Genomic DNA, 12,404 nt, shown 5'->3' with positions numbered 1-12,404 from the left:
AACGCTCGCTCAGCTGGAAATTCAGTAAATCGCTAAATATAAGATGTCATACAACAAGACATCTTTTCAATGCGCCGACATGTGGGAAATCCTTCCCAACATGTGCAAACATCAATGTATATAAGGCGTATGACGCGCCGTGCCGGGGCGAATCAAAACACTAGGGATTATCCGTAAACGCCATAAACAGGCATTGTCATCGTACATCGTCTCACGTAGGATGCCTCTCCATGCGAGCCATGCACTCGCAACAAAAAAATCCACAACAGAGAGACAACCATCATGGCACTGAAGATCAAAGGCCTGCGCTGGTGGATGATCGGACTGCTGACACTCGGCACGGTCATGAACTACCTTGCGCGCAGCTCACTTGCCGTTGCCGCCCCCACGGTGATGAAGGATCTCCACATCAGCACCCAGCAGTACGGCTGGATCACGGGGGCATTCCTCGTGTTGTACCCGATCGGTGCCCCGTTGACGGGCTACCTGATGGACCGCATCGGCCTGCGTCTGGGCTTCCTGCTGTGCGGCGTGATGTGGTCGATCGTGTGCATGCTGCACGGTCTGGCAGACGGCTGGGTCGGTCTGTTCGTCCTGCGCGGTTTGCTGGGGCTGGCCGAAGCGTCGTTTATTCCGGCCGGCATGCGTGCCGCAGCCTTCTGGTTTCCGTCGAAAGAGCGCGCGTTCGCGGCGGGCATCTTCAACATCGGCACATCTATCGGCGCCATTCTTGCGCCGCCGCTGATCGCCTGGTCGATCCTGCGCTACAACTGGGAAACCGCGTTCGTCATCGCCGGTGCGCTGGGGTTGGTGTGGGGGGCGCTGTGGTTCGCGTTCTATCGTCATCCGACGGACCACCCGGCGCTCACGCAGGCCGAATCCGACTACATCAACGAAGGCAACGTCGTCGATGCGGCGGCCGATGCGCGCAAGCCGAACCTGCGCTCGATTCTGCGTCAGCGTAATTTCTGGGGCATCGCCCTGCCGCGTTTCTTCGCCGACCCGGTGTGGGGCACCATCGTGTTCTGGATGCCGTTGTACCTGAGTCAGGCGCGTGGCTTCGATTTAAAGACCATTGCAGCGACGGCATGGCTGCCGTTCGTGGCGGCCGACATCGGCTGTCTGATGGGTGGCACCATTTCCGTGTGGCTCAACAAGCATTTCAAGATCACCATCTTCAACGGCAAGCGCGTGGTGTTCACCATCGGTGCGTTCGTCATGACGGCGATGTGCGGCGTGGGCTTCGTCAAAGACCCGATGATGGCAATCTTCCTGCTGTGCCTCGGCGGCTTTGCGCATCAGACGCTTTCGATCAGCGTGATCTCCATGTCGGCGGACCTGTTTCCGCGTAACGAGGTGGCGACGGTCACCGGGCTGGCGGGTCTCTCGGCCGGTATTGGCAACCTGTTGTTCACGCTGGTGATCGGCGCGTTCGTGACCGCCGTCGGTTATGCGCCGTTCTTCGTGGCACTGGGTCTGGGCGACCTGATCGGTGCGGTGATTCTGTGGACCGTGGTCAAGCCGCATATCACCGGCACGGCGACCCCGGCACCGGCGCAGCGTGTCGATGTGGGGCGCACGGCGAATGCGTGAGCCTGCGCGTTCGCCTGAACCTGAACGCAAGTCTGAACAGCAAGTTTGACGGACACTGCGCCGCGCACCTCGATGGGTGTGTGGCGCAGTGTCGATTTCGTTGTAGCGATGCATCGACGTATGCATGGCGATCTACCGATGAACAAGGAGTGACATGAGCCAGACTTCCGGCAAACCCTTCCGCCGTCTGTTGCTGACCGGCGCGGCGGGCAACCTCGGCAAACAATTGCGCGGCAAGCTTGCCGAATGGGCGGACATCGTTCGCGTGAGCGACATCGTGCCGGTCACCGCAGACGCACCGCACGAAGAAGCGATGCAGGTCGATCTCGCAGATCGCACCGCCGTGCACGCCTTGCTCGACGGCGTGGATGCGCTCGTGCATCTGGGTGGTATTTCCGTCGAAGCGCCGTTCGACGACATTCTGCAAGCGAACATTCTGGGGCTGTACAACGTCTACAGCGCAGCGCAGAAGCAGGGCGTGAAGCGCATCGTGTACGCGAGTTCCAACCATGCGGTGGGCTTCCATGAAGTCACCGAAGTGCTCGACACCGACGCGCCTCACCGTCCCGATGGCATGTATGGGCTGTCGAAGTGTTTTGGCGAAGATCTGTCGCGCTACTACTTCGATCGCTTCGGTCTCGAGACCGTGTGTCTGCGCATCGGCTCGTCGTTCGAGCAGCCGAAGAATCCGCGCATGATGATCACGTATCTGAGCTTTCGCGATCTGGCTGAACTGGTGCGCTGCTCGCTGTTCACCAACCGCGTGGGCCACGCCATCGTCTACGGCGTGTCGGACAACCCGACGCTGTGGGTCGACAACACCAAGGCATCGTTCCTCGGCTACCGCCCGCAAGACAGTTCGGCTGAATTCGCCGGGCTGTTCCCGGCGAAGGCACCCGATACGCAAATGGATGACTGGACCCAGCGCTACCAAGGCGGTCCGTTCGTGCTGATGGGGCCGATGGAGCCCAAGGCATGAGTCTGTCGATCGAACGCGTCGAGCATGTTGAGCGACTGGAGCCGGCGCGTGCGGCACCGCACGCGGTGGGCGAGAGCCCGCTCTGGCGCGCTGACGAACAGGCGCTCTACTGGGTGGATATTCCGGCGAAGCAACTGCATCGGCTGACGCCGGCCGATGGCGTGCATCGCCAGTGGACCTTCCCCGAGCAGGTGGCGTGCTTCACGTTCGACGCATCGGGCACCCTGCTCGCCGGTGCCGAGACCGGGCTGTTTGCGGTGCACCGCGATGACCTCGCTGATCCCGGTAAGTCGGGCGTCGTCGACACGGCGAAATTTCAACGTCTCGCCGCGCCGGTGTTTCCGGCGCCCGGCATGCGTTTCAACGACGGACGTTGTGACCGGCAGGGCCGCTTCTGGGCGGGCACGATGGTGCAGGACATGTCGTTGGCGAGCGATGCCGGCGCGTTGTTCCGGTTCGACGCCGCGGGCCAGTTGTCGGCGCCGTTGGTTGATGCCTTGGTGACGCAGAACGGTCTGGGCTTCTCGCCCGATGGCCGCACGATGTACCTGAGCGATTCGCACCCGACGCGGCGTCTCGTGTGGGCGTTCGACTTCGATATCGATAGCGGTGCGATCAGCGGGCAGCGCCTGTTCGTGGATATGAACCAGTACCCGGGCCGTCCCGATGGCGCGGCGGTCGATGCGGACGGCTGCTACTGGACTTGTGCGAACGATGGCAGCCGGTTGCTGCGCTTTACGCCTGCCGGTGCACTGGATCGCGAGATCGTGTTGCCGGTGTCCAAACCGTCGATGTGCGCGTTTGGCGGGCGAGAGTACGATACGTTGTTTGTCACGTCGATCCGTCCGGGGGCGAATGCCAGCGAGCACGATGGTCACGTGTTAGCCGTGCGATGCGGCGTGCAGGGTTTGCCGGAAACGCCTTATGCGGGCGTGTTGAATGTTGGGCCGGTAGCGGGTGTGTAGGCGGGGGTATGACGGTCGCGACGCCGCGTACAAGCGGCGCGCACCGCGGTAGTTGTCCGGCGCGCTCGCGGTGGTTCAGGCGAGCGCCCGGTGAGGCAGCGGGATGTCGGATCGAACGTCGTTCGCGATCCGGCATCCCGTTTTGCCATTTCAGTGCTTGATCAGTGCGCAATCAGTGCGTGAAGTCCGGCGTCGTAAGCACCTTGCCGCGTGTCTCGGGCAACAGCAGCGCGCAGACCACCACCAGCAAATAGCCGCCACCGGCGACGAAGCCGATGGCTTTCACGAGCGAGCCCGTTTGCGCGAGCATGCCCACGGCGATCGGGAAGAACGAACCGATGCCGCGCCCGAGGTTGTAGCAGAAGCCCTGACCCGAGCCGCGAATATGGTTCGGATACAACTCGGTGAGATACGCGCCGATGCCCGCGAAAATACCCTGCACCACGATGCCCAGCGGGAAGCCCAGCCACAGCATCGCGCTATCGGTGATCGGCAGCATCGTGTAGACCATGCCGAGCACGAACGAGGCGACGGCGAAGAAGATGAACGCACCGCGACGGCCGAGTTTGTCCGAAAGAATCGCGCCGACGATATAGCCCACGAACGAGCCGACGATCAGCACGATCAGATACGCACTCGTATTGAACACCGACAGACCGCGCACCGTTTTCAGATACGTCGGCAGCCACGTCGTGATCGCGTAGTAACCACCGAGCATGCCGGTGCAAAGCAGACTGCCGAGAATCGTCGTCTTCAGATGCTCGGGCGCGAAAATCTGCGTGAAGTTGCCTTGCAGTTTTCCCTCCGCAATCTTCTTGCGCGTTTGCGTGAATATCTCCGGGTCCGACACGTTGCGGCGCACGTAGGTGATCCACACGGCGGGCAGAATGCCGATCCAGAAGCAGGCGCGCCATGCCGTGCCTTCATCGAGCACGGCGAAGAAGAACCAGTAGAGCAACGCCGCCGCGGCCCAACCCACGGACCAGCTGCTTTGCACCGTACCGACCGCTTTCGCGCGATGTTGGGGCGAGCGAATCATTTCGCCCATCATCATCGTGACCACCGTCCACTCCCCGCCGAAACCGATGCCTTGCAACGTGCGCGTGATGAGCAGTTGCCAGAACGAGTTGGTGAAGCCCGAGAGGAACGTGAAGAGGCAGAACGTGGCGATCGTCCATTGCAGGACGCGAACGCGGCCGTAGCGGTCCGCGAGAATCCCGGCGAGCCATCCGCCGACCGCTGACGAGATCAGCGAACTGGTCGCGATCATGCCGGCTTCACCCTTCGTCATGCCCCATGCGGCGATCAGCGTCGGGATCAGAAACGAATAGATCATGAAGTCGAACGCGTCGACGGCGTAGCCGCCAAAGCCCGCATACAGGGCCTTGCGTTCCTTCGTGTTGAGTTCGTTGAACCAGGAAAAAAATGCCATGAAGACTCCTCGGTGAATCGTGTATTTGTCGTTATGTGTGTGTGCTGCCAGCGCTGCCTGCGCCGGTCACCTGTGCCGTCGCACGGTGTTGTTGTTCTGACGCGGTGTTAAATCGTCAGGCCGCCGTCGACGTGAATCACCTGACCGGTGATCTGCCGGGCGTGCGGGCCGAGCAGGAAGGCGGCGAGTGCGGCAATGTCATCGGGTTCGCAGAGGCGGCCGGTCGGGGTGGCGTCGGCAGCGCGTTGCCATGCGGCCGGGTCCATCGCGGAGTGTCCGCCGTCCTTGCGGGTGTAGCCCGGTGCCACGCAGTTCACCGTGATACCGGCGCGCGCGTACTCGGCGGCGGCGCTTTTCGCGAGCGCTTCGATGGCGGCTTTCGCGGCGGCTGTCGCAGGAAACCCGGTCGTGTTCGCGGCGATACGATGTGCGACGAACGAGCTGATCGCGACGATGCTCGCGCGCGACGAGCGTTGCAAGTCGGGCAGGGCACAGCGCAGCAGCGCGGCGAAGGTGCCGGGCATGGCCGCCAGTGCGTGGGCAAAGGCCTCGTCGTCGATGTCGGCGAAACTTTGTCGCGTGGCGAAACCCGCATTGCTCACGATCTGGTCGACGGGGCCGAAGGCGTCGCGGGCGGCGTCGATCAGTCGCGCGGCGGCAGACACATCCGAGAGATCGCCCAGCCACACAGCGCAATTTGCGCCGAGCGATTCGCACGTGGTGCGAACATCGGCGAGTCGTTGTTGGCTCTCAGGGGAGCTGCCGCGTGTGTGCAGCAGAAGTTGCGTGTCGGGCGCGGCGAGGTGCCGTGCGATGGCGGCACCGATGCCTGAGGCGGCACCGGTCACGACGATAGTGCGTCGGGCATGGTCGCCTGACGAAGAAGTAGGGGTAATCACGGTGAGCCCGGATAAAGCGGAGGGTGCGTGTGATTATGCCAAACGGGGGGAGGCGTGGAATAGCCGCGTCAATATTAATTAGGAAGTGAACAAAGTCGCGGCCAATACCGTTGTGCGAATGCCGAAAGCGGCGGTGAAACTGGGTGAAAAAAGGGGCGAAAATCACTATGCCGCCCCGACCGCGCGCGGTGGCGCAACCTCCTCGACGGGATGCAGCGTCATGGTGTGCTGATGGAACCGGCCGAGTGTCTCGCGATGCGCAACACTGACCATCGTCGTATCGGGAAGATTCGCGTGCAGCGCGTCGTACACGGCTTCCTCGGTTTCGACATCGAGCGCGCTGGTCGCTTCATCGAGAAAGAGGAAGTCGGGTTTCTGAAGCAGCGCACGGGCTGCCGCGAGCCGTTGCTGTTCGCCGCCCGACAGACGCCGTGCCCAATGCGCGACGGTTTGCAGATCGTTGCTGTATTGCCCGAGGCTCACCGCAGCGAGCGCATCGCGATACTGCGCATCGGTAAAGGTTTGCGGCGGCGACGGGAAGGCAAGCGCAGCCGCCAGCGTATCGATCGGCAGATAGCTCTGTTGCGACAGGAACAGGACACGCGCATTGGCGGGTACGTCGACCTGTCCACTGCCGAATGGCCACAGCCCGGCCAGCGCGCGCAACATCGTGCTCTTGCCGCAGCCGGAGCGCCCGCGCACCAGCCAGCGCGAGCCGCGTGCGAAGGCAAACGAGCCGACGTTCGCGAGCGGTGCGCCGTTCGGCAGCGCGAGTTGCAGATCGGTGGCGGTGAACGCGGGCGCTGCACCGGCCTGCGCGGGGACCACCGCAATGCCGCCGGCGCGCGGCGGTTCGTCGATCACGCGTGTAAATTCCCGTAACCGGTTGATCGTGGCTTTCCAGTCGGCCAGCGTCGTGAAGCTGTTCACGAACCACGAGAAGCCATCGCTGACCTGTCCGAACGCATCGATGATGCGCATCAGCACGCCCAGCGTGAAGGCGCCCGCGAAGTACCGGGGCGCCGCCGCCATGATCGGAAACACGATGGCGATCTGACCGTAAATCGAGTTCGCGAAAATCAGCCGCTTGGTGACGACCATGATCTGCCACCAGTTGTCGCGCACCGCGCCAAAGGCCGATTTCAGGCGCGAAAGCTCGGCGCCTTCGCCGCGATACAACGCGATCTGCTCCGAGCTTTCACGCAGCCGTACCAGCAGAAAACGGAAGTCGGCTTCCACTTGTTGCTGGCGATAGCTGAGTCCGACGAGCGGGCGGCCGACCTTGAAGATGAAGAACGAGCCGACCACGGCATACAGGGCTGCGACCCAGACCATGTAGCCGGGCACCGTCACGTTCATCGTGCCGAGCGCGAACGAGACGGCACCCGAAATCGTCCAGAGAATCGTCACGAACGAGAACAGCGAGACGAGCGTGGTCAGCAGGTCCAGCGAGAGCGCCAGCGAGGAATTCACCAGCGTACGAATGTCCTCGGAAATACGCTGGTCGGGGTTGTCCGCCAGATGATCGCGCTCGATACGGTAATACGCCTGACGCGTGAACCACTTCGTCAGATTCGTATCGGTGACCCACTGCCGCCACTTGATTTCCAGCATCTGCCGGAAGTACGTGCGAAACGTCGCGATGATGATGAAGCTGAACGCCAGCACGGCGAACTCCATCAGCGACGAAGTGAAGATCGGCCAGTCGCGCTTGTCGAGGGCGTCGTAAAAGCGCGCGTTCCACGCGTTCAGGCGCACGTTGATGAACACCACCGCGAGATTCAGGGCGATCACGAGCAGCAGCAGGCGGCGTCCTTCCCAACGCTTTTCGGAGACCCAGTACGGCCGGATCAGTTGCCATGCCGTGGGCGATTTCGGGGGCGTTGGCGCCGGCTTTGCCGGATCGGTGGCGCCCGGCGGCGGAACCTCCGGCGAGGCGGGTGGCGTGGGTGGCGTCGGCGTGTGGGCCATGATCGTCTGGCGGCGTTGCCGCAGTGGTGCAACGTGTTATGGGGAGTGCCCGGAGGCGCGCGGCCGCGCGTGTTCCGGATCGAGTGCCCGATGACGCCCCGACGGCTTCACCGGTACCCGACGGTTCGTTTGACCGTCGTCTTCCTCAGTGTGTTGCACGATTCCCGGCCCAGGGCTCGCGTCACGCCGAAATTCAGTTTACGCGCTGTTACAACGCCCGGGAAAAACGTCAAAAAACGAGACGCGTCGAGCGTCTACCCACCCGGGAAGCCAGCTTGCACGGGCGTCGGCATCTATGTTGTAATGGCTGCGGGCGAAACAGGGGTGCTCCGTATCTGACGCGGGTGTAGACCATGCGTGACGATTGCGGGGCTGAGAGAGACCCTTTGCACCCGACCCGGGTAATACCGGCGTGGGAAGTTTCCGACTCCTCCAGTGGGGTAAGGTGCCTGGCACCGTTTCGTCCTTTTGCTTTCATGAGGAAAGGACCCCATGCGTTACCTTCCGCAAATTCCTTCGCATTGCCCTGAGTGCCTGCACGCCGAGATGGCCTGTGCGGGCGTGCGCGTATGAGCGCCACGACTTCACGTCCCGACGTTGCCGTGCTCGGCGGGGGGCTGTCCGGCCGTCTCGTCGCGTGGCAACTGATTCGCGCCGGCGCGCGCGTCGCGCTTTATGAGCGCGGCGATGCCGACGGCTCGTCTGCCGCCGGTTGGGTCGCCGCCGCCATGCTCGCACCGCTGGCCGAAGCGGCCGTGGCCGAGCCGAGCATCGTCGAAATGGGCGCCGTCGGGCTCGAGCGCTGGCCCGGGCTGATCGACGGCCTGCCCGAACACGTGTTCTTCCAACGCAACGGCACGCTCGTCGTGTGGCACCAGCCCGACCGCGCCGAAGCTGTCATGTTCGACCGCCGCATGCGCGCCAATGCTCCGCCTGAATTGCTGCGCGGCGGCGTCGAGCGCTTGGGTGGACAAGGGGCGAAATCGCTCGCCGATGTCGAACCCGCGCTCGCCGGACGCTTTCAGGAAGGCTGGTTGCTGCCCAACGAGGGCCAGCTTGATAACCGCCAGTTGCTGCGGGCACTCGCCGCAGGGCTGGCAAAAGCCGGTGCCGAACTGCACTGGAACACCGAAATTACCGAAGGGGACTACCCCGACGCCGGACTCGTCATCGACTGTCGCGGCCTGGGCGCACGCGCGGCGCTCACGCAGCTTCGCGGTGTGCGCGGTGAAGTCGTGCGCATTCACGCGCCGGGGATCGGCCTGCGCCGTCCGGTGCGATTGCTGCATCCGCGCTATCCGATCTACATCGCGCCCAAAGAGAACGATCTCTATGTGATCGGCGCGACCGAGCTCGAATCTGAAGACATGTCGCCGATGACGGTGCGCTCGGCGCTCGAATTGCTCTCGGCGGCGCATTCGCTGAACCCTGCGTTCGGTGAGGCGCGCATCGTCGAGTTGAACGTCAACTGCCGCCCGGCGCTGCCCGATCACCTGCCGCGCGTGCAGTGGGACGGTGCGCGGCTGTTGCGCGTGAACGGCCTCTACCGGCACGGCTATCTGCTGGCACCGGCGGTGACGGGCGAAGCGTGCGCACTGGCGCAGGCATTGATGCAAACGAAGGGCGCGCCAACGGCAGTAGGAGACGCGCTCGATTGGGAGACGTGGCGAGCAAGCCGGCCTTGGCCGGACCTGTTCCGCCGGGCTTGAGAGGGAACAGTACGCAATGGATATCCAGATCAATCAACAGACGCTGAGCGTGGCCGACGCGGCAACGCTTGCCGACGCACTGGCGGCCTACGGCGCCAAGCCGCCGTTCGCGGCCGCCGTGAACGGGCAGTTCGTGCCCAAGACCCAATACGCTGCGCGCGCGCTCGTGCCGGGCGACAAAGTCGATGTCGTGCAACCGGTCGCCGGAGGCTGAAATGAACGCAATTACCGAATCGGCCAACGTGGCCGCAGGCAGCACGCGCGACGCGCTGACCCTCTATGACACCCGCTTCGGCAGCCGCTTTTTGCTCGGCACCGCGCGCTATCCGTCGTTGCAGGCGCTGAACGATTCCATCGACACCGCCCGCCCCGGCATGGTGACCGTGGCGCTGCGCCGTCAACTCTCGGGCACCGGCGCGCAGGCGTCGGAAAGCCATTTCTGGGACACGCTGCGGCGCCTCGCCGTGCCCGTGCTGCCCAATACGGCGGGCTGCCATTCCGTGCAGGAAGCGGTGACCACCGCGCAAATGGCGCGCGAAGTGTTCGAGACCGACTGGATCAAGCTCGAACTCATCGGTGACGATTACACGTTGCAGCCCGACCCGTTTGGTCTCGTCACGGCCGCTGAACAATTGATTCGCGACGGCTTCAAGGTGCTGCCGTACTGCACCGAGGATCTGGTGTTGTGCCGCCGTCTGCTCGACGTCGGTTGTCAGGCGCTGATGCCGTGGGGCGCGCCGATCGGCACCGGCAAGGGTGTGATCAATCCGTATGGCCTGCGCTTGCTGCGCGATCGCCTGCCCGACACGCCGCTCATCGTCGATGCGGGTCTCGGTCTGCCGTCGCATGCCTGTCAGGTGATGGAATGGGGCTTCGATGGCGTGCTGCTGAACACGGCCGTGGCGCTGGCGGCGCAGCCGGTGGAAATGGCCGGTGCGTTCGCGTCTGCCATCAAGGCGGGGCGCAGTGCGTGGCTCGCCGGGCCGATGGCCGAGCGCGAAAGCGCCGAGGCCAGCACGCCGGTGGTCGGCGTGCCGTTCTGGCACAGCAAGGACTACTCATGACGATGTCCGCCCGCGCGGCTGCACGAACGCCCGGTGATTCAGGGCATATCGATCCTTTGCATCACGTGCAGTGCCTGCCGGCGGATGCGCCGCTTGCGCTGGCGTGGCAACAGGCGGCCAGCGCGATCCGCGCTCGTCTCGCGCCTTGGCCGGATGCCCGGACTACCGCGCAATGGCGACTGCACGCGCAGGTGCCGCCGGGCGGTTTTGCCAAAGGTGACGTGTTCTGGTGGCCGCTGACGCCGCAAGGTGCACTGGATACCGGCACCTCGGTGCAGATCGACGTGTGGCGTGCGGCGGGTGCGGTTGTGCTGTGCTCGCGTGCGTTGCCGCGCGGTGGCGTCGAAGACACGTTGTATGCGGACGGCGAGATCTATCGCGTGGCCGGCGTGGACGATCCTGCGTTTTTCCCCGCGTTCGCCGCGTTTCTCGATTGCGGCTTTGCACCGCACGACGCACTCGTGCTTGGCCGCGCGTGGCGTACCGACGGAAGCCATGCGCGGGCAGAAGATGCCGACGCACTGGGGGATTGGCCGACGGTGTTGGCGACGTTCCCGGAAGTGGTTGGTCAGGTGCCGAGCCCCGGTGAATTTCCCGCGTGTCCGGCACGGCTGGGGTTGTACCCGGTCCTCCCCGATGCCGACTGGTGCGAGCGCATGGCTGACCTTCAGGTCGGCACCGTGCAGCTTCGCGTCAAGGACCCGGCCCATCCCGCGCTGACGTCCGAGATCGCGCGCACGGTGGCCGCCGGCAAGCGCGTGACACACGACAGCGCATGGTTCATCAACGACCATTGGCGCGAAGCGGCGAGGGCAAACGCCTACGGCGTGCATCTGGGGCAGGAGGACATGGCGGCGCTTTCCGCCGCTGAAGTCGAAACGCTGCACGCGAGCGGCATGCGGCTGGGCATCAGCACGCACGGCTATTACGAGATTCTCGCGGCTCACCACTTCCGCCCGAGCTATCTGGCCGTGGGGGCCGTGTTCCCGACGACGACCAAGGTCATCACCACCGCGCCGCAAGGGCTGGCCAAGCTCGCGCGCTACGTGAAGCTGATTTCGCCGCACTACCCGCTCGTTGCCATCGGCGGCATCGATGCGCAGAACTTGCCGCAGGTGCTGGAGACTGGCGTGGGTTGCACGGCTGTGGTGCGCGCCGTGACGGAGGCCGCCGACGTGGCAGTGGCCGTCAAGGGCATGCAAACGGAATTTGCGAAACGGGCATGACGACGGGTGAGGGCGTGACGTCGTGTGCGGGAGGTGGTGAGGGTGGCGGCGATGTGCCGTGCACTGCCGCCCGAATTACAACGTACGCGTCATGAACACCGCGCCGTCGCCGTAACCGGCCAGCTTCGCCGCGATCAGCGGTGAGACGTCGGCAGCGGCCACGTAGCCGAAACACGCCCAGAAGCCTTGCGATTGCTGCACTGCAACGAGCGCGGAGGCGGCAAGCCCAAGTGTCTGTGCCGAGGCCAATGCGGCTTCGTACAGGCGAGCCGCTACGCCCGCGCCTCGCGTACGTGGCGCGAGCGCCATATCGTGGACGTACCAGCAATCGGGGGCATCGGGCAGGGCGTCGAGTGCCATGTCGAGCGGTGGCGGGGCGGCGAGTTGCCACGGATGCGTGAACAGATACCCGGCCACCACGGCGGCTTCATCCACGGCAACCCAGCAGGTGGCGGGGGACAGCGCCAGACGCGAGCCCAGCGTGGCTTCCGATTCCAGCATCACGTCGCCATAGGCCTGTGACTGCACCACCAACACTTGGGAAAGGTCGGCGGGGCGCATCGGAC

At 64.2% G+C, this 12,404-nt stretch carries 11 protein-coding genes and 1 riboswitch; of the genes, 7 read left to right on the top strand and 4 right to left on the bottom strand.

Annotation, left to right across the window (positions count from 1 at the left end; genetic code table 11):
• Nucleotides 1–282 precede the first annotated feature (282 nt).
• The 3 genes from CDV46_RS01400 to CDV46_RS01390 all read left to right on the top strand — a co-directional run bounded on the left by CDV46_RS01400 (nt 283) and on the right by CDV46_RS01390 (nt 3,537).
• On the top strand, nt 283–1,593 hold the full coding sequence (locus CDV46_RS01400; protein ID WP_087686287.1) for an MFS transporter: 1,311 nt from the start codon (nt 283–285) through the stop codon (nt 1,591–1,593).
• Between the two features lie 154 nt (nt 1,594–1,747).
• Nucleotides 1,748–2,572 carry an NAD-dependent epimerase/dehydratase family protein gene (locus tag CDV46_RS01395; protein WP_087721593.1) on the top strand — a complete coding sequence of 275 codons (825 nt, stop codon included), beginning with the start codon at nt 1,748–1,750 and terminating at the stop codon, nt 2,570–2,572.
• On the top strand, nt 2,569–3,537 hold the full coding sequence (locus CDV46_RS01390) for an SMP-30/gluconolactonase/LRE family protein (protein ID WP_087721592.1): 969 nt from the start codon (nt 2,569–2,571) through the stop codon (nt 3,535–3,537). The genes CDV46_RS01395 and CDV46_RS01390 overlap by 4 nt, the downstream gene beginning before the upstream one ends.
• A 172-nt stretch (nt 3,538–3,709) precedes the next feature.
• Here the strand turns inward: CDV46_RS01390 and CDV46_RS01385 are convergent, their stop codons facing one another.
• From CDV46_RS01385 to CDV46_RS01375, 3 genes are all read right to left on the bottom strand, one after another.
• Entirely contained in the window at nt 3,710–4,969 is a 1,260-nt protein-coding gene (locus CDV46_RS01385) for an MFS transporter (protein ID WP_087721590.1), read from the bottom strand.
• 107 nt (nt 4,970–5,076) lie between these two features.
• Nucleotides 5,077–5,865 (bottom strand): SDR family oxidoreductase, encoded by a 789-nt coding sequence (locus CDV46_RS01380; RefSeq protein WP_176398980.1) that lies wholly within the window; start codon nt 5,863–5,865, stop codon nt 5,077–5,079.
• A gap of 168 nt (nt 5,866–6,033) precedes the next feature.
• Nucleotides 6,034–7,839: an ABC transporter ATP-binding protein/permease gene (locus CDV46_RS01375; RefSeq protein ID WP_087721587.1), complete on the bottom strand. Its 1,806-nt coding sequence runs from the start codon at nt 7,837–7,839 to the stop codon at nt 6,034–6,036.
• 310 nt (nt 7,840–8,149) lie between these two features.
• Nucleotides 8,150–8,275: riboswitch (TPP riboswitch) on the top strand.
• A gap of 133 nt (nt 8,276–8,408) precedes the next feature.
• Between CDV46_RS01375 and CDV46_RS01370 the strand changes: the two genes are divergently transcribed.
• Genes CDV46_RS01370 through CDV46_RS01355 form a run of 4 tightly spaced genes read left to right on the top strand, consistent with a single transcriptional unit; the run spans nt 8,409 to nt 11,838 of the window.
• On the top strand, nt 8,409–9,548 hold the full coding sequence (locus CDV46_RS01370; protein WP_087721586.1) for an FAD-dependent oxidoreductase: 1,140 nt from the start codon (nt 8,409–8,411) through the stop codon (nt 9,546–9,548).
• Between the two features lie 16 nt (nt 9,549–9,564).
• Nucleotides 9,565–9,762 carry a sulfur carrier protein ThiS gene (gene thiS / locus CDV46_RS01365; protein ID WP_087686281.1) on the top strand — a complete coding sequence of 66 codons (198 nt, stop codon included), beginning with the start codon at nt 9,565–9,567 and terminating at the stop codon, nt 9,760–9,762.
• Between the two features lies 1 nt (nt 9,763).
• Nucleotides 9,764–10,612, top strand: coding sequence for a thiazole synthase (locus tag CDV46_RS01360; RefSeq protein WP_087686280.1), 849 nt, complete (start codon nt 9,764–9,766; stop codon nt 10,610–10,612).
• The gene (locus CDV46_RS01355; RefSeq protein ID WP_254915893.1) at nt 10,609–11,838 is read left to right on the top strand and encodes a thiamine phosphate synthase; all 1,230 of its coding nucleotides are present in this window, start codon (nt 10,609–10,611) and stop codon (nt 11,836–11,838) included. Before CDV46_RS01360 ends, CDV46_RS01355 begins: the two co-directional genes overlap by 4 nt.
• A gap of 75 nt (nt 11,839–11,913) precedes the next feature.
• On the opposite strand, the gene CDV46_RS01350 is transcribed toward CDV46_RS01355, so the two are convergent.
• Nucleotides 11,914–12,399: a GNAT family N-acetyltransferase gene (locus tag CDV46_RS01350; RefSeq protein WP_087721584.1), complete on the bottom strand. Its 486-nt coding sequence runs from the start codon at nt 12,397–12,399 to the stop codon at nt 11,914–11,916.
• Nucleotides 12,400–12,404 lie beyond the last annotated feature (5 nt).

This window comes from Pandoraea sp. PE-S2T-3 (assembly GCF_002179965.1).
In the GTDB taxonomy this organism is placed as follows: Bacteria; Pseudomonadota; Gammaproteobacteria; order Burkholderiales; family Burkholderiaceae; genus Pandoraea.
This window is presented reverse-complemented; position numbering and strand designations above follow the sequence as displayed.